16 protein-coding genes are annotated in these 17,136 nt (G+C 35.3%); 5 read left to right on the top strand and 11 right to left on the bottom strand.

The features are described 5' to 3' along the window. Positions 1-130 precede the first annotated feature (130 nt). Entirely contained in the window at positions 131-1,078 is a 948-nt protein-coding gene (locus tag CG11_RS21930; RefSeq protein ID WP_052598984.1) for a C45 family autoproteolytic acyltransferase/hydolase, read from the top strand. A 43-nt stretch (positions 1,079-1,121) separates the two neighbouring features. Here the strand turns inward: CG11_RS21930 and CG11_RS21935 are convergent, their stop codons facing one another. From CG11_RS21935 to CG11_RS21950, 4 genes are all read right to left on the bottom strand, one after another. Continuing rightward, positions 1,122-2,750, bottom strand: coding sequence for an aspartate:alanine exchanger family transporter (locus CG11_RS21935; protein ID WP_052598985.1), 1,629 nt, complete (start codon positions 2,748-2,750; stop codon positions 1,122-1,124). A 199-nt stretch (positions 2,751-2,949) separates the two neighbouring features. Then, the gene (gene moaA, locus CG11_RS21940) at positions 2,950-3,939 is read right to left on the bottom strand and encodes a GTP 3',8-cyclase MoaA (RefSeq protein WP_052598986.1); all 990 of its coding nucleotides are present in this window, start codon (positions 3,937-3,939) and stop codon (positions 2,950-2,952) included. Between the two features lie 34 nt (positions 3,940-3,973). Next, positions 3,974-4,942 (bottom strand): XdhC family protein, encoded by a 969-nt coding sequence (locus CG11_RS21945; RefSeq protein ID WP_052598987.1) that lies wholly within the window; start codon positions 4,940-4,942, stop codon positions 3,974-3,976. Between the two features lie 124 nt (positions 4,943-5,066). Beyond that, positions 5,067-6,497, bottom strand: a complete 1,431-nt coding sequence (locus CG11_RS21950; protein ID WP_052598988.1) for an aldolase/citrate lyase family protein — start codon at positions 6,495-6,497, stop codon at positions 5,067-5,069. 219 nt (positions 6,498-6,716) lie between these two features. Between CG11_RS21950 and CG11_RS21955 the strand changes: the two genes are divergently transcribed. Next, positions 6,717-7,577 (top strand): LytTR family DNA-binding domain-containing protein, encoded by an 861-nt coding sequence (locus tag CG11_RS21955; protein ID WP_052598989.1) that lies wholly within the window; start codon positions 6,717-6,719, stop codon positions 7,575-7,577. A gap of 173 nt (positions 7,578-7,750) precedes the next feature. Continuing rightward, positions 7,751-8,779: a hypothetical protein gene (locus CG11_RS21960; RefSeq protein ID WP_052598990.1), complete on the top strand. Its 1,029-nt coding sequence runs from the start codon at positions 7,751-7,753 to the stop codon at positions 8,777-8,779. Positions 8,780-8,788: 9 nt separating this feature from the next. Here the strand turns inward: CG11_RS21960 and CG11_RS21965 are convergent, their stop codons facing one another. From CG11_RS21965 to alc, 4 genes are all read right to left on the bottom strand, one after another. After that, positions 8,789-9,025 (bottom strand): hypothetical protein, encoded by a 237-nt coding sequence (locus CG11_RS21965; RefSeq protein WP_052598991.1) that lies wholly within the window; start codon positions 9,023-9,025, stop codon positions 8,789-8,791. Positions 9,026-9,246: 221 nt separating this feature from the next. After that, positions 9,247-9,585 carry a hydroxyisourate hydrolase gene (gene uraH, locus CG11_RS21970; RefSeq protein ID WP_052598992.1) on the bottom strand — a complete coding sequence of 113 codons (339 nt, stop codon included), beginning with the start codon at positions 9,583-9,585 and terminating at the stop codon, positions 9,247-9,249. Further along, positions 9,582-10,085, bottom strand: a complete 504-nt coding sequence (gene uraD, locus CG11_RS21975; RefSeq protein WP_052598993.1) for a 2-oxo-4-hydroxy-4-carboxy-5-ureidoimidazoline decarboxylase — start codon at positions 10,083-10,085, stop codon at positions 9,582-9,584. Before uraD ends, uraH begins: the two co-directional genes overlap by 4 nt. Positions 10,086-10,314: 229 nt before the next feature. After that, a complete protein-coding gene (gene alc, locus CG11_RS21980) occupies positions 10,315-11,316 on the bottom strand; it encodes an allantoicase (RefSeq protein ID WP_052598994.1) in 1,002 nt (333 codons plus the stop codon). 769 nt (positions 11,317-12,085) lie between these two features. Here alc and CG11_RS21990 point away from each other — a divergent pair. Then, entirely contained in the window at positions 12,086-12,937 is an 852-nt protein-coding gene (locus tag CG11_RS21990; protein ID WP_197043909.1) for a peptidoglycan-binding domain-containing protein, read from the top strand. Between the two features lie 137 nt (positions 12,938-13,074). Next, positions 13,075-14,622, top strand: a complete 1,548-nt coding sequence (locus CG11_RS21995; protein WP_052598997.1) for a DUF5691 domain-containing protein — start codon at positions 13,075-13,077, stop codon at positions 14,620-14,622. A 40-nt stretch (positions 14,623-14,662) separates the two neighbouring features. On the opposite strand, the gene CG11_RS22000 is transcribed toward CG11_RS21995, so the two are convergent. The 3 genes from CG11_RS22000 to CG11_RS22010 form a co-directional block, all read right to left on the bottom strand. Beyond that, positions 14,663-15,238: a hypothetical protein gene (locus tag CG11_RS22000; RefSeq protein ID WP_052598998.1), complete on the bottom strand. Its 576-nt coding sequence runs from the start codon at positions 15,236-15,238 to the stop codon at positions 14,663-14,665. Positions 15,239-15,250: 12 nt separating this feature from the next. After that, positions 15,251-16,252 (bottom strand): GTPase ObgE, encoded by a 1,002-nt coding sequence (obgE, locus tag CG11_RS22005; RefSeq protein ID WP_052598999.1) that lies wholly within the window; start codon positions 16,250-16,252, stop codon positions 15,251-15,253. A 417-nt stretch (positions 16,253-16,669) separates the two neighbouring features. Next, positions 16,670-17,128: a carboxymuconolactone decarboxylase family protein gene (locus CG11_RS22010; RefSeq protein WP_052599000.1), complete on the bottom strand. Its 459-nt coding sequence runs from the start codon at positions 17,126-17,128 to the stop codon at positions 16,670-16,672. Between the last annotated feature and the right edge of the window lie 8 nt (positions 17,129-17,136).

The following is a 17,136-nucleotide window of genomic DNA, read 5'->3' on the forward strand; positions in this document are numbered from 1 at the left end:
GAGGAACTTTTTTGTAAAGATGTCTGTTCCCAATCTTAGTTATTGCTAATCATAGTCATAACACCCCGTTCCATAAATCCTTATTTACATCCCCTAAGTAACATTTTAAACACTTCTACAAATCTATCCCATGGAATCTATAGAAATAAATTTGGACCTTCCTCCCAAAGAAAGGTGGCATTTTGCAGCTAACTATCGTACAGAAATCAACGAAATTATCGCTTGTTATTGGGTAGATTTAGCAGATTATGTAGCACTTATAGAAAGCGTCTTAGATAACTACAAAGCATTATTTATTCCCTCGAGTTATCTCGAAGAGATTGAGTGCATTGCCAATTATTGTGATTATACTGCCGATCAAATACTGATTGCTAATTTATATTACGACATTGTCAAGTTTGCTTTTGCTTGTACTGCCTTTGCTTTTGAAAAAGACGGTAGCATATGGCATGCCCGTAATCTAGATTGGTGGACAGAAAATGACGTTTTAAAGAAATACACCAAAATTTTTACGTTTACCAAAGGTGGTCAGACTGTTTTTCAATCCATTGGTTGGGTTGGTTTCGTTGGTGTTCTTTCAGGCATTAAACCTCACCGATTTTCAATTACCTTAAATGCAATCGTGAGCGATGAACCTCCTATGATGGCAAAGCCTGTTAGCTTCTTACTTAGAGAAGTTCTTGAAGGAGATTATCACTTTCAACAAGCGCAAAACATGCTTGAACAAACCACTATTGTTTGCGATTGTTTATTACTACTATCTGGAACAACTGCTGGGCAAATGCTCGTTATTGAACGAACACCTCAATCAAGTAAAACTAGACAAGCTGCCAATGGTTTTATTATTGTTACCAATGATTATAAAAAAATCAACTACAAAAGCAATAACCAAAGTGCTCTCAAAGACACGTCATGTGGTCGGTATAATCGCACACAGTTGTTGCTAGAGCGAGAACTTCCTTCCAATCCAATGGATTGCTTTTCCATCTTAAATGACAAAGCTGTTAAAATGCAAATCACAGTGCAACAAATGGTTTTTAATCCCCAGCAAGGACTCCTTGAAATTAAAGTTCCTTAAAATACAAGGCAACTAGGGCAATTACAATTAAATCCCATTAATTCTAATGCAACACTAAGAACAAGACTTGTGCAATAACAATCTTCATAATCAATGCCAACGGAAACATCATGGCATAACCAAATACAGGAATTCTATTTTTTGTTCTTGAGGCTGCAAAATCCAGAATAGCAGGCTGATTGGATACCATACCCATCAGAAAACTAAATGGTAATTTTATAATTTTATAACCTACAAATAAAATAGATAATGCTGTCAGTAGGCTGATAACAGCACTTGCTCCAAACACATAAATGCCTTCCATAGAAAAGCTATCAATAAAAGAATTGCCAGAACGAACCCCAATGGCAGTCAATAACAAAATCAATCCTATCTGTTCTAAAGTAACATTGGCAGAATATGGCAGCGACCAGACAATTGGTCCCGTTCTTCGCAAGGCTCCTAAAATTAGTCCTACAATTAAAGGACCTCCCGCATAGCCTAGCTTAAAGCTAAAGCTTGATCCTAGGTTTAATTCAATAGTTCCTAAAATTAATCCCAAACCAATTCCTAGTCCAAAAGAAAATAGATTTACTTTACTAGATGCTTGATAAGAGTCCCCAAAAAGTTTAGACAATTTTTTAATATCGTCCCTTTGTGCAACAAATCGAATTCGATCTCCCAACTCTAAAATCGTATCCCCATTTGCCAGCATATCAACATCTCCCCTTCTAATTCGTGTGATTTTAGCATAATATTTTTCCTCTAAATTTAGGGATGCAATAGAACGTCCAGCCACTTCTGGATTTGATACAAAAATTCTAGTGGTATCAAAATTAGAACGATCGTAAACCATAAGAGAGTCGGTTTCTTTTCCTAAGACTTGTTTCAACCTAGTCAACTCTTCTTGATTCCCAACTACAGTCAAAATATCCCCCAACAAAAAATGGGTATCTCGGCTAATTAAGTCCATCTTTTCATCTCGTATAATCCGACAAAAGGCAACTTTCCATTGATGTTTTTTTAACAACTCTCTAAGTTTGATATGCGTTGCCTCCACCTCACTTACTTCTATAGATATGCGCTTCAGTTCTTGTTCCAAAGGATAATGATCCTGCAAGTTTAGTTTTTCTTTTTCATAATTAATCCGAAATACTTTTTCCATAACAATAATGGCAATAATACCTCCTAAAACGCCCATTGGATAAGAAAAAGAGTAGCCTACGACTAGCTCTTGCGTTAATTCTGCAGCTTGCTCCTTCGGAAAAGTATTGCTCATATAATCAATTACTCCTGCTAAAGCAGCTGTATTGGTGGTACTTCCTGCATACGCTCCTGTAATCGTAGCAGCAGAAAAGCCAAATAAATACCATAAGGTAGCTGCTATACATCCCGATAAAATGAGCATGGATATAATAAACAGAAAATCTCGAATGCCATTTTTGCGATAAGATTCAAAAAAAGCTGGTCCCGAACTCAAGCCTATAGAATAGACATAAATCGACAACCCAAGCAATAAAACAATTTCTGGAATTTGTAATTGAGCATCTATAGCACCAAAAAACAATCCTGTAAACAAAATGGCAGCAACGCCTAAAGAATTTCCTTTGATGGATATATTACCAATTAAATACCCTAAAGAAGCAACAACAAAAAGCAACAACAAGGGATATTCTGCGAGGATTTGAATCATTGTTAATCGTATCATTAGTTCGCTTGAACTACACAGTAGCAGCTAACTAAGCTTGCGAGCTCACGAAGCAAAACAAGTTAAAAACTAAAAATTAGTCAACTATTATTGTTATTGTATAATAGCTATTTTATCTTTCTAAAGAAGTTAAATTCAAAGATGGGAAAAATTCCCAATAATAAGCAATTATTGGATTCAATGTTTAGCCACCAATCAAAATCATAGAGCGATTTTGTCCATGATTTTCTGGTTTAGAAAATGCTTCTAAACTCTCCCAACCACCTCTAGCAGGTGCTTTTGACTGAATACTTTTCAGAATAATTGGTCGAATATCTTCCCCTGCTCGAAATGGCGTTAATAAATCTGTTTCGCTGGTTGAAAACAAGCAGTTTTTAATTCGTCCATTCGCTGTTAAACGGATTCGATTGCACGTACCACAAAACGGATTTGTAATTGTACTAATAATAGCAAACGATCCTTGATACCCTCGTACTTTATAGTTAACAGCAGTATCGTTGGGTTTATCTGCTATCCGAAGGATATTGTTTTCATTGTAATAATTAGTTGCTTTCTCTACAATTTCTGCTAACGAGATACCTTTTTTCCAATCCCATTGATTTCCATCAAAGGGCATAAACTCTATAAATTGAATTTGTAAATTTTGAGCCTTGGTCAATTCTATAAAATCAATAATTTCGTCAAAATTAATGGCACGCATCAAAACAACATTAATCTTTACATGAAAGCCTTCTGCTAATAATAAATCAATATTTTGGCGTACTTTCTGAAAATCATCTCGCTTGGTGACCAAAGCAAATTTATCCCGATCCAATGTATCCAAACTAATGTTAACAGCCTTTAGTCCTGCTTTTTTAAATGCCGCAACAAACCGATCTACAATAATTCCGTTTGTTGTAATTGCTAATTCTACAGGGAGTGCTCCGAGTGCTTCTATAATAATAGTGGCATCTTTGCGGACTAATGGTTCTCCACCTGTTAGGCGAATTTTTTTCACGCCCATTTCGACAAATGTGGTAGCAATTGACAAAATTTCCTCATAAGTCATCAAGTGCGACTTAGGAGCCAACTCTACTCCTTCCTCAGGCATGCAATAAAAACAGCGTAAATTACAACGCTCTGTCAAAGAAATGCGTAGATAATCATGTATTCTATTATGTTGGTCCTTAATCATTAATCCCTATTTTCCTTCTAAGATTTTTTTTTCTCTAATTGATTCGATTTCTAATGTCTATCATTTCTGCCGCTACGCTCACGGCAATTTCTGCTGGGCTTTTGCATTTGATAGGAATGCCTATTGGCGTTTTGACCCGCTCAAAATCTGCTTCTGAATAACCTTTTTCTAGCAATATAGTTCGAATTCGATTGACTTTAACTTGGCTTGCCATCATTCCAATATAACAAGCCTCTTTTCGAATTAACTGACTCAATATCAATGTATCTAAAGCACTAGAAAAGCTCATAATGACAATATAATCTCGTTTTGTACTTGGAACAAAATTAGCTACTTTTTTATAGTTGGTTATAATTTTTTTAGAAATAAATTCGTCATATTCCTCTGTTGGCAAATCGGCTCGGTTGTCAATTAAGACCACCTTAAAATTAAGCCACGCAAGTTGGCGGCACAATGCTAAGCCCACATGCCCTCCTCCGATTAAATAGACTCGATCTTGATTGTTTATTATAAAACGATAGGTCCAATTTTCAATAGAACTAAAAGTATATTCAAACTTAGGCATTGCCCCATTCGCTTCCTCTACAACTAGCGTATTATCAGCAGCCAACACCAAATGATAATCTTTTTCATCTGTACAAGCCCATACTATTTTCTCAACGAATGCCTTGTGTTCTCTATTCAAAAAGAAAGTCAGGACTGTCTGTTCACCAGAACAAGACAGACCCGACCATTTACTTCTATCACTTTTATCATGGACTAGTTGCTGCCGAGTACAAGTATTGGTTGTAGTTTTTAATAATTTTTTGCATACTTCTACTTGTTTGTATTCCATAGCACCACCGCCTATTGTTCCGTACATACTAGCATCTTCACTCACCGCCATATAATGTCCTTGTCGCCCAGGGCTACTCCCTATACTTTCGGCAACAAACATTAGAGCAACCCGTTGATTGGCATTGATTTTTTGAGCAACAAATTTCCATAATTGTACTTCTTTCATTCAATAATTGTTTGAATTTGTGAGGTGCTTTTTTCCCTTTAGTTAGATTAGCAATTATTTATTAGCACTTCTGCGGTGCTACTGCATGGTTCTAACAAACTATTGGCTTCTTATAATGATTTGATTATTGTGCACGGCGACCTTTTAATATTGCTAAAAAAGAACGACTTCGAATCTCTTCTAGTGTCAATCCTGTTGCCATTGCTTCCTCTTCTGAAATTGCACCACTATTCATTCCTTTCAAGAAATAATTCAACAAGCCTTGCCCCGTTGCCGCATCATCAAAAATATCTGTTGTCAAGGTTGCTCTAGCTGCCTTATCAATAAAATTTTTCAACCGCAAAGCTGCATCGCTATAACTTTCCAAGAAAAAGGCATAAACAGCCGCATAACGAGCAATAAATTGCGCAGGGTGTAAATCCCATCCTTGATAAAATCCATTCCAAAGAGAATGACGGACATGGTCATAGCCCATTTTCCAAGCACGATGTACAATCTCTGTATTTTCTTTTAATTGAGCATAACTTAGCTCCTCTCCTCGATGAGGCCCTACAGGCATTACATTTGTTGCTCCATCCGACAACCAAATTCCAGTATGTGCCAAGGCTACTTTTGTCATATGGTGCGCAAAATCACAAACAGGATGATCCATTGTTTGGTACTTAGCAGTGATACTACAAGAAGCCGTATAATCATAAGTTCCAAAATGGCAGGCAATTAAACGCCCTTTGCTAGCACGGATAAAACGCATTAAAGGATTTCGACCTTCCTCTCCCATAATAGATTGCGTTGTCTCAACCATCATTTCCATTTTTAAAGTCCCTTTAGCAATGCCATTAGCAGCCTCCAACCATTCAAACAACTGCACTAATGCTTCTACTTGCCCTTCAATGGTTACTTTTGGGAGCATTACAACAAAATTTTCAGGCAATTGCCCGCCCGTTGCTGCGCAAAGTGTGCTAATAAAAATATCTAGGGTGCGAATTCCTCTCTCTTTTAAATCTTCACTAAAAGGCTTGATTCGTATACCAATAAAAGGCGGCAAGGTTCCTTCTTGCATCCCTTTAGCAACTTCTTCCGCCGCTCTAGCTGCTGTTGCATCTTCCTCTTCGTCACTTCTATTACCAAAACCATCCTCAAAATCAATTCTAAAATCTTCTAAAGGCTCATGCTCTAATTTTGCAACTAACTTATTGTAGACGGTATAAGCCAACCAATGAGGTTCTTTTTTCCGTTCCACCTCTGGCAAATTATCCAATCGTTCTTGAAGAATTTGAATTTCATTAGTACTCGTAGGCAAATGTTCCCAACCTTCCAGTTTTAACACACGACCCAATACACAAAAATTAGGTGCATAATATTTTAAACTACTGATAGCTTTGGTTTGTAATTTGGTAACAATTGTTGCATCAAAAAGATTAGCACCACCATATACAGTATGTACTGGTTGTCGGTCTGCTCGATCGCCTTTATAAATTTGTTGAAAAGCAAGGTTATGTTTGCTTAACTCGTTGGTAACAGCACTTTTTTGTACTGGGGTTATTGATAATTTCATATATTACTGTATCGTTAGTTTAACAATGGAGAATTCTACTTAGACATTAAAAAAAGCAAACACTGCCCCCTTCAGTCTAAACTTTATTCCAAGATAAAAATAAAAAGATAGGACTTTTAAAGCTAAAAAAAAATACCTTCTGTATATTTTCGGCAAAAAAGGAATTTCTTGTTTTTGAACGATTACTTTTTTTGTTTGACCATAATTTTTTTTAGATCTATGCAATTCTTAGTCTGGCTCCAAAAGCCTTATCCTGTTTTAGAGACCTTCTTTCAAAAAGAAGTTTTAGCCTGTAGCTTTGGGCTATTTATTTATCTATTTTTAACACTTTTTCAACCATTCAATATACAAGATATTGCTAGCCAAGAATCTAGATACATTTTAGGTTTTGGAATTGTTACAACAGTTTTCATGAGTATCAATTACTCCTTCTTTCCCCTTCTTTTCCCTGTTTGGTTTCACAAAGAATCTTGGACAGTTGGCAAAGCACTATTGTTTATTATTTTTAATATTCTATGTATCGCATTCGGCAATTATTATTACCATATTTTCAGCACTGGAAATGACCTTTATATTTTTGATTTAAGCAGCTTCCTATTCATGACGACTATGGTTGGTATTTTTCCTGTACTTTTTTTTCTTTTCACAACCGAACTCTTATTATCCAAACAATTAATAAAAGAAGCCAATACTATCAACAAGCAACTTGTAATCGAACAAAAAAATAATTCAGCAACCTCCGTCATTCATTCAATCCAATTGCAAGGAAAAGCATCTACTGATTGCCTAAACTTAGACTTGCAACAGTTTCTATTTGCTCAATCCGAAGGCAATTACTCTAAAATACACTATTTTAAAAATGATTTTCTACAAACCAAACTACTTAGAGTATCCTTAAAAGAATTAGAAATACAATTCAAACAATACACTGAAATTATCCGATGTCATCGCTCTTTTATTGTTAACAAAAATCATATTGCCTCTCTATCTGGCAATGCTCGTTCATGCAATATTCATTTTATCAATAGTAACCTAACCGTTCCTGTTTCTAGAAGCTTCTCCAAAGAGAAATTGATTTAATGAAAAACGCTCCATAAATGCTAACCTATTAAAAATGTACTTTCTAAACGCATTCTTAGAACAGAGATTCCCATTTATCCCTTTCATTTCCCATCTATCACAAAGACTTGATTGTAACGTATTTTAGTTTTTATATTGGAGCTTTATTCTTCAACCACAAAATTTAATCTACGATGAAAAAATTAGGCGTCTTTCTAGTTTATTCTCTTTGTCTTATTAGCTGTTCTACTATTATTCCAATATTTACAAAAAAGAAGCTCGCCAGCCAATCATTTAGCTCGTTGGCAACTTCTGCTGATCATTATTTTTGGAAACACTTTCACGAAGGTAATTATGACAGTATCCCACAAATACTACACCTCCTAAAAGCAGCATATATAGAGAACCCTAATAATGCTACGCTTGCTGCACATATTGGTTTTACGCATGCCTGGGCACTATCAGAACGCATTCGATTGCCTAAGCCCTCCGCTAATGTCATTGACCATGCCACATTAGCAAACAAGTATTTTAAAGAAGCCATGCAATTAGACCCCAGTGATATACGGCTAAAAGGGTTTCATGGTGATTTTTTAATGTCAGAAGGAAGCATTGACCAAGATCAAAAGAAGATCGTCAAAGGGTACCTTGAGACTAAAAAAGTCGCTAGACAATGGCCAGAATGGGGAGATTTCACCTTGAGTTATCCATTAAGTTTATCTAACAAAACAGACAAACGATTTCAAGAGTCCATAGATTTAATGTGGCACAATGCCGATGCTTGTGCCTGTGAAAAAGTAGATCGAGAACATCTAGATTGGAAAAAATATTATCCTCTATTAAATACAGATTTAACAGAAAAAAATAGGCGAGCTTGCTGGAATACTTGGATTGCTCCTCATAATTTGGAAGGTTTTTTCATTCACTTTGGCGATATTTTAATCAAATCAGGTGACTTAAAAAAAGGACTTATGATGTACCAGAACGCTAAGTCTGTTCCCGAATATGAAAGTTATCCATATAAAGAAGTTGTCGAGCTTCGAATAAAAAATGCTCAAGAAAATCTCCAACGTTTTAATCAAGCTATTGAAATTTCAAATGGCAATAGCAACAATGTCCTAATGATTAATAGCAAGATTTCATGCATGGGATGTCATCAGAAGACAAAATATATTGCTCCTGATACTTCAAGGTCTTATGTTGCGCCACATCTAAAAAGATAATCATTAAACCTATGGCTCAATATCCTCTGATACAGGGGAAGAAGTCGTAATAATAAGCCTAAGAAAAGAAATAATTAAAGCAAACATGGAGGTGTACATAATTAAAGCAATCAAATTAGCACCAGAGTCTCCCACAAAAAGCTGCGTAAAACTTTCTGTTTGTGCATCTAATAAACCTAAAATAATAGCTAAAATTACTGCAATAATTAAAATAAAGGGGGTGGATTGATTGGAGTGCATTTTCATAATAAAAATCGATTAGAACAACGAGTATCTCAAAATAGCGTTTATGTAGTCATTCTATAAACGCTATTTTGAGACCAACATTAATTTAACAGTGGAGCAATATCTTTGGTAATTGTTTAAAAACTTAGCAAACAATTCCTTCTTATAATAAAGACGTTGTCCAACTCATATTGGTTGGTATTTTTACTATGCAAATATATAAAAAAAACATATCAACTTAATCAACTCCCTCTATAAGTTGAAAATCCAAAAGGATTTAGTAACAATGGCACGTGATAATGTTCCATATTAAAAGTTTCAAATACAATTCCTATCTCAGGGTAAAATGTCTTTACATTCAGTTTTTCATAATAACTTCCCGTTTCAAAAAACATCCTATAAATTCCAGGGCTAATCGTTGTTCCTTCTTTCAATAGATCTCCAACACGTCCATCTAAATTCGTTATCCCCGTAGCGATAGTTTCCCATTCTTTTCCATCTTTTCTTTGCAAACGAACCTGCACTCCTGCTGCTGGTTTGCCCAGACTTGTATCTAATATATGCGTTGTAATTTGACTCATGCTAATAGTTTTTGAATTCTCAAAGTGGTAATTTTATGCTGTTCTCCTGCTGCAATTTTCAACTCTGTGGCTCGATCATTGGGCAATCGCTCCAATAACAAATCCAACATTTGCTGCGCTGTTTTCCCTGTTGCAAAAACAATAAAAATAAATCCAAAGCGAGCTTCATAAGCAGCATTTCCCTCAGCCAAAGCTTCAATCACCTCCATAGAGGCTTGTTGTACTAATTTTTGCTCATTACCAGCCCAATCTTTAGTTGCTTGGAATTTTTTTGCCAGACTATTAACATCGCCAATTTTAGGGTGTCCTTCAAAAGCCTCTAAGTAATCTAACTCTGAGCATGTATTCCAAATACGGTCAGAGGCTTCCTTCAAATCATGGATTGTTTCAAAAGGAAACTCGGCAGCCAATTCCTTGTACCATTTCTTAGCAGCACAACAATACTCTAATTTTTGTTCCAAATCACCCAAATTGAGTTCGTTTAATTCTTCCAAAGTCATACGTCTTTTTTTAACTTCACATTCAACATTACTTCGTCCAAAATCAGATTCACTTAATTATCAAGGATGCTTTTTATGTTTTTCATAGCCTCTAAACCGACCATAACAAACTGATGACCATAAAGAGCGAACTAAATCACTGCACAACGAGCTATCACACAACAGCACCAAATGTAATCAACGGAGTATTCATTCAAACAACAAGACAATATAGAACCAATCAATAGTCCTAAACAAAATTACCAAACAATCGCATTCTGCTCACCCCCCCATCTGGATAAATATTCAAACGAACATGAGTAAACACTTCTTCTGTTGGTATATTATTATAATAGTGTTCTTGATCTGCTTGCAACTTCTGCTTGGACAAAATTTCTTTCCAAGGCAACTCATCTACATTCTCTGCTGTTACAGCGCTATGATTGGGCAAGTTAATTCCATCTAAAGAAAAAGTATCTGGATAATTACCTTTAAAATGACAGGTGTCAATTAATGCTTGATTAATTTTGCCAGGTCTAGCCAATTTTACAACTACCCAATCACGATTATGCAAAGTTCTATTTCGTTTAGTTTCCCATCCATCACCCATATTTAGCCCTCTATTAGGCATAATTAAATTATCCATATGGCTAAAGAACATATCATTGCAAAGAATAGCCTTCGCGCCCATATTAGCCGCAGCTAAATCAATCGTGCTATTTTCATCATACATTGACCAATCTACATGCACGTGACCATACACTTTAAATCTGGCAATACCTCCATCTGGATAAATACGGAGTTTTAGATGTGTATAAATGTAATCTGAATACATATCAATAAAATGCTGTGACCCAGGTTTCAAGGCAATTTTCTTAACCAAATCATCCCAATCATCATGATTCAATACAGTGTCTACATCTGCATCCAAAGGCAAGCAACAAGCTTCTACAGAAGCATAAGGAGGATGATTTCCTAAGAAATGATTGGTATCAATATCTAATCCTCTTAGGCGTCCCATTGCCCCTAACTTTATAATACAAAAATCATGACCTTCTGTCCTCTTTCTTCTAGACTCCCATCCGTCCATCCACTTGCCTCGATCTGTATATTTGTCTTCTATAAAAATACCTCTACCAGGTTTCAATAAATTCTCCACTGGAGCAAAGAAATCATCTGTACAATACAATGCTTTTGCACCAAAACGTTCTGCGGCTAAGTTCTGTAAAGCTGTAAAATCTGGTTCTTTCATTTTACTCAATTTGATATTTTAACAATAGAACAATTCTCTTCAAAAAAGCACACGCTGCTATGACTACTTGTTCTACATTTAGGTTAACGATTATGGATTACATATGACAATAAATTGTCAAGAATTGCTAAGATAAGAATACTTCATAGAATATAGAACTTGTATAGAATTCGCTTCTCTTTTTGCATTAATTTCCCCTATTACTATTCAATTCAAAACTACAAAATAATGACTACTATGTCAGCTATTTTTTGATTAGACCTCTACAAGGTATAAATTTGTTTTTTCATCTTTTATTCCAATTTCTACTATAAAAATTCAACAAATACGATTATAATTGAGTCTAGCTCCTAAACTAAAAGTCAAAATGGGAAAATATTAAATTTTTTAAAATTTATAATCGACAGATAATCAATAGAGTTAAAAACGGCATTAATTTAGGATTTTATAAAGAAACAGAATGCAGAGCTCTGTTACTCGAATTTTTTTAAAAAAAATATTCTTTTTATGCTCATAATCAACAAAATAGAGCTCTGTTCTTTTTCCTAACTCATGATTATAAAATAAAAGAAACAACTTTTATTTTTTGTTTATTCAAAAATGGTATAACTTTAATCATTACTTTATTTGATGCCAAATAATCTCCATTTTTTTGAATATTTAGAAATAGATAAAAAATGCTTGCAAATAATCTTTTTTTAAGGTTTTTTAACTTTTTTTTGTTATTTTTAGTGGCAATAACTTTCTCTGCATGCAAAACATACTCAATATGAATCTAAAATTTGTACTTATCCTTAGTTTGATTTGCTTTTTTGGGGGCAAAACACAAGCACAGGACAACTTAGAATCTCTTTTGAGCATAGTTGAAACTGGCAAAACTTACGCTTTGTACAAAGCAAAAGCTGGAGATACTAAAATAATCAAAGAAACTAAGACACACTACTTGAAACTTGTTCCAGCAAAATATGAAACGGTATTAGATACAATCGAGCTTGCACCTGCGTTGAACGGTAATTTAGATACTAGTAATTACTTCATTCAGACCGAAGTTTTGGTTCTAAAAGAACCTGGTGCGGAATGGAAAACAGCCAAGGTTTCTCCTTTGTGTAGAAAAGATGATGGTGTGCCTCACCTTGCACTTTGCTTATTAAAAACAACGCCAGATTATAAAATTGTACATCGCAAGTTTTTTCCTTTTAAAAACATCATTGATACTACCACAACAGACTATGTTATTCCTGCTGAAACGATTATCGTTAAGCGCAAAGTATTAGTGCAAAAAGCACGTATTTACTATGTCACTGCTGAAAAGAAAAATGAGCTAGGTCCAGGAGAGAAAATAATTGAAATTCCTGCGGGTTCTTGGAGACAATGGGCAGAAATAGTTTGTCCTTTTGGAGACTTTAATGACCCTTCTATAGAAGAAATCCAAAAAGCTCTCAAAAAACAACAATACGACGTTCGAATCACAGGGAAATTTGACGAGCAGACAAAAAGACATTTGATGATGTTTCAAAAAGATAATATGCTCACAGATGATGGAGGAAATGTCACCCCCGAAACTTTAGATCGGTTGGGAGTCAAAAGAGAAAAGTTAATTCAAATTGATTTCTTAAACTAAGCTTCATTTTTTACCTTTAAAGTAGCAAACGTCATTCTAGTCTATAGAATGACGTTTGTTTTTGTTATTTACGTTGTCTAAAAACAACCAACATAGTACTATCATTTCACGACCATTCTTAATTTATTATCTGAAGCATGAATGCCTGGCAAGAATTAGTAAGACAAGCTTTGATTGGAAATATTTCTAGTAATAAAATTTCTCCACTCCTTCTGGAGCAGTTTCGCAAATATGGTTTAAGTATAGCTTCCAACCAAACTCCCGAAACTATCTTGTTGAAAGCCGCTGCCATACAAAATAAATTGTATAGCGTTGCACAGGTTCCCCGCTCTACGCCATCTGAAACGGAGCAGGTTGCGCCTAAAGAGACATGCAATTATTATCACCCTCAACGCAGGTATCAACTTCAATACATTTTGAAGCATCGATATGACGAAATGCTAATAGAATTTTTGGAATTGTTAAAAGATCAGTGTCAAATCATTTCTCCCGAACTTTTACCCGAACTGCTAGATTATGGCATGAAGCGCCCTCATCTGCAGGAGTTTATCATTGCTTGTATAGGTAATAGAGGAAAATGGTTAGCTCAATTTTCAGAACAATGGACTTACGCACACCCTTTGATAGAAACAGATGATGTATTCTTTTATGGAAAATACGAAGAACGTCTACATTTTTTACAGAAAGTTCGTGCGACAAATCCTACTCGTGCAATTGAGTTGCTTGAACAAGTTTGGGAGAGTGAAGGATTCAATACAAAAGTTGGCTTTTTAAAATTACTCCAACAAAATTTAAGTTCAGGCGATGCCTCATTCTTAAATACAGCTCATCAAGACAATCGTCAAGAAGTTCGAAACCAAGCAGCTATTTTATTGGCTTTGATTCCTGATAGTCCGTTAGTTCAAAGAATGCAACACTTAGCAACAACACTTGTTAGATACAATCTCAAGAAAAAAAGTATTGACATAGAACTGCCGAGTTCTTGTACGGCACAAATGAAACTTGATGGGATTGCTCCTCGACAAATTTTTATAAAGGACCATGGTCCCAAAGCCAATCAATTGGCTCAAATCATCTCTAAAATTCCACCGCAATGGTGGGAAAAAACATTTTGCCAAAACCCTCAACAGCTTTTTTTATTGGCTGCCAAAACCGAATGGAAAAATATATTTGTTTGGGGCTGGGCTATGGCTGCTAAGAATTTTAATTCTAAAGATTGGATTATTGCTTGTCATCGCTTTTATCTAGATACTTTTTTCAAACACAATTGGTCCAATATTTCTATTGATTTTTTATATCAAGACTTGCCCAACGATTTATTTAATGCTCTAGCAGGAGAATATTTAAAAACAGACAATCGCCTAACATTGTCCGATGACCATCCTATTATTTCATTCTTACTGGCAGAAGGGCAAGCTTGGAATGACGTTATTACTAAAAAAATTATCCAACGCATTAAAAATACAATAGAACAGGATACTTATGTATTTCAATGGAGCATTAAAGCGGTTATCAAAAGAGCAGCTTTTTCTATACCTCCCAAACTTTATGATACAGTAAGTGAAGGTTGGCCAACAGCTTCCCAAGCATGGCATTCATGGCAAAAAGAAGTAGATGCTATGCTATCGATTCTAAAAATACGACAGGAAATGTACGATTTAGAAGATTTTACCATTCATCAATAATGTGATGATCGCATCAAAAAGCATTTTATTCGCCAATTGATTAATCCCAAAATAACATCGAAAATTTCCTCAAAGTTAGCAGATTCTCGTTGCCTTCTCCCTCAACAAGAGGGTATACATCGACATACCGTACTTGTGTCATGGTATTGTACTCTCCTATGCTATGATCCAAATAGATGAGTGCTGCGATTCCATAACGGCGATCTTCTTTTATATAATTTTTGCAATAAATTTTCACATCAAATAGCCCCGTTTCTGGTACAATAGAATATTGTACGAGTATTTCGTCCTCTTCAAACTGAATGCCATCAACGATTGCTGGTAAAAAGCCTATGGGCTGACGATATTTGCAGGTTTTCCAACCTTTGATAACAGGAAAAGCATCACACAACTCTTCCACCCAAGGAATTCCTTCCTTGCGACCATCACAACTAATAATTAAGACATGATCCCCATTTTCTTCTATGGTCAATTCAGGTATTAACAAATCACAATAGCTTTCAAGCTCTGCACAAAGGGCTTCATAAGGTTGAGGGTTTGTAAAATCACTTTTTAAGAATTCCTCTAGTTCTAGTTTGTGATTGGCTAACCAAATCCAAAAATCAATTGCTTCCATTCACTATTTCGCTTAAATTTCTGAATTAATAGATTCCCACAACATATCTTTTAACTCAGCTATTCCTATTTGTGCAACAGATGAAATAAATACAGTAGGAACATTTTTAGGCAACTCCTCTTTCAACATTTCTTTTAGTTCTTCGTCTAAGATATCAGCTTTTGTAATTGCCAAAATGTGGGGTTTGTCCAATAGTTCCTCGTTGTATTGCTTCAACTCATTGACCAAAATCTTATATTCTTTGGCTATATCATCACTGTCCGCAGGAACCATATACAACAAAGTGGCATTTCGTTCTATATGCCTCAAAAATCGGTGTCCTAGCCCTTTACCCTTGTGCGCATCTTCTATAATTCCAGGAATATCTGCCATTACAAAAGAACGATTATTACGATAACTAACCATTCCCAAATTAGGCACTAAGGTAGTAAATGGATAATCGGCTACTTTTGGTTTGGCCGCAGATAGTACCGACAACAAAGTAGATTTACCTGCATTAGGAAAACCAACCAAACCTACATCTGCCAAAACTTTTAATTCAAAAATCTTCCATTCTCTGCGTCCTGCCCCAGCAGGAGAAGTATAAGTTGGAATTTGATTGGTTGGCGATTTGAAATGCCAGTTTCCCTTTCCTCCACGACCCCCAGGTGTGACAATGACCGTTTGACCATCTTCTGTGATTTCGTGTTCTATTTCACCTGTTTCAGCATCTTTTATCAAAGTCCCCAAAGGCACATCTAAAATAACATCTTTTCCTTCTGCTCCTGAAGAACGACTTGACCCACCATTCTCACCTTTTGTTGCAATCACGTGTTTTTTATATTTCAAATGCAATAAGGTCCACATTTGGCTATTTCCTCTGGCAATAATATGCCCCCCACGACCTCCGTCTCCTCCATCAGGTCCCCCAGTACTCGTCCACTTATCTCTAAAGAAATGTGCTGATCCAGATCCTCCTTCACCAGAGCGACAACAAATCTTTACATAATCTATAAAATTTGAATTATCCGCCATAAACTATCTTTATTATACGTCTAATGAGTTTTTTAACGCTTCAGATTTAATTGACTGTTAGTCATTTTTTTTAATAATGCTCAAACACAAACAAGAACCACAAAAAACTGATTAACAAAATCTTAAAAACTAAAACAAACTAAAATGTATTCTTCTAACAATCTATTGTAATAAACTATTGTTCAAACAAAACGACAAAGTTACGTTTAAAGTTTCAAAGTATAAAATGTAGGGAAAGTATCTTTAATTTTAATCTTTAGTTGACTTAAAATAAGTAGGAAGTTTTTTCTCTATTTTTAATCAAAAAAAAATGATTATCACGAAACCATTAAACAGGTTCCATGATAATCATTACTTGTCTTATTTACTAAAAACTGTCCAGCCAAATGATGACCACTTTACGTTAGCACAGTATTATTAGACTGCACCTTCTACTTGATATTTCCCAGATTCAAACTGAAATGTCTTCATCAATTTATTCCAAGTATTGATTTGTGCCACAGCCAACGTCAAATAGCAAATTTCTTCTTTACTAAAAAATGATGTTAATGGATCGTATACTGCATCTGGAAGGTTTTTTCTAGTGCCTTTTGACAATGCTTCTGCAAACGTCAGAACAACCTGCTCTTTCTCTGAGAAAAGTGATGTTTCTCTCCATACACAAAGCATCGACAAGCGCAAATCGGATTCTCCTAAATGTTTCAATTCTTTGTGGTGCATATCGACACAATAGGCACATAAATTCAACTGAGATACCCGCAAACGCATTAGCTCCAACAATTGTTCAGATAAAGAGGATTGTGCTATAAATGTTTCCAAATCTCTCAACTTTTCAAACATTGCACTCGGTACATCTTGATAGGATATTCGTCCCATTTCTTTTA

Origin of the sequence: Aureispira sp. CCB-QB1 (assembly GCF_000724545.1) — a bacterium.
GTDB lineage: Bacteria > Bacteroidota > Bacteroidia > Chitinophagales > Saprospiraceae > Aureispira.

What these genes read in the sequence shown, in the direction of transcription:
- CG11_RS21930 (WP_052598984.1), top strand. Translation starts at nt 131, where the DNA reads ATGGAATCTATAGAAATAAATTTGGACCTTCCTCCCAAAGAAAGGTGG.
- CG11_RS21935 (WP_052598985.1), bottom strand. Translation starts at nt 2,750, where the DNA reads ATGATTCAAATCCTCGCAGAATATCCCTTGTTGTTGCTTTTTGTTGTT.
- moaA (WP_052598986.1), bottom strand. Translation starts at nt 3,939, where the DNA reads ATGATTAAGGACCAACATAATAGAATACATGATTATCTACGCATTTCT.
- CG11_RS21945 (WP_052598987.1), bottom strand. Translation starts at nt 4,942, where the DNA reads ATGAAAGAAGTACAATTATGGAAATTTGTTGCTCAAAAAATCAATGCC.
- CG11_RS21950 (WP_052598988.1), bottom strand. Translation starts at nt 6,497, where the DNA reads ATGAAATTATCAATAACCCCAGTACAAAAAAGTGCTGTTACCAACGAG.
- CG11_RS21955 (WP_052598989.1), top strand. Translation starts at nt 6,717, where the DNA reads ATGCAATTCTTAGTCTGGCTCCAAAAGCCTTATCCTGTTTTAGAGACC.
- CG11_RS21960 (WP_052598990.1), top strand. Translation starts at nt 7,751, where the DNA reads ATGAAAAAATTAGGCGTCTTTCTAGTTTATTCTCTTTGTCTTATTAGC.
- CG11_RS21965 (WP_052598991.1), bottom strand. Translation starts at nt 9,025, where the DNA reads ATGAAAATGCACTCCAATCAATCCACCCCCTTTATTTTAATTATTGCA.
- uraH (WP_052598992.1), bottom strand. Translation starts at nt 9,585, where the DNA reads ATGAGTCAAATTACAACGCATATATTAGATACAAGTCTGGGCAAACCA.
- uraD (WP_052598993.1), bottom strand. Translation starts at nt 10,085, where the DNA reads ATGACTTTGGAAGAATTAAACGAACTCAATTTGGGTGATTTGGAACAA.
- alc (WP_052598994.1), bottom strand. Translation starts at nt 11,316, where the DNA reads ATGAAAGAACCAGATTTTACAGCTTTACAGAACTTAGCCGCAGAACGT.
- CG11_RS21990 (WP_197043909.1), top strand. Translation starts at nt 12,086, where the DNA reads ATGAATCTAAAATTTGTACTTATCCTTAGTTTGATTTGCTTTTTTGGG.
- CG11_RS21995 (WP_052598997.1), top strand. Translation starts at nt 13,075, where the DNA reads ATGAATGCCTGGCAAGAATTAGTAAGACAAGCTTTGATTGGAAATATT.
- CG11_RS22000 (WP_052598998.1), bottom strand. Translation starts at nt 15,238, where the DNA reads ATGGAAGCAATTGATTTTTGGATTTGGTTAGCCAATCACAAACTAGAA.
- obgE (WP_052598999.1), bottom strand. Translation starts at nt 16,252, where the DNA reads ATGGCGGATAATTCAAATTTTATAGATTATGTAAAGATTTGTTGTCGC.
- CG11_RS22010 (WP_052599000.1), bottom strand. Translation starts at nt 17,128, where the DNA reads ATGGGACGAATATCCTATCAAGATGTACCGAGTGCAATGTTTGAAAAG.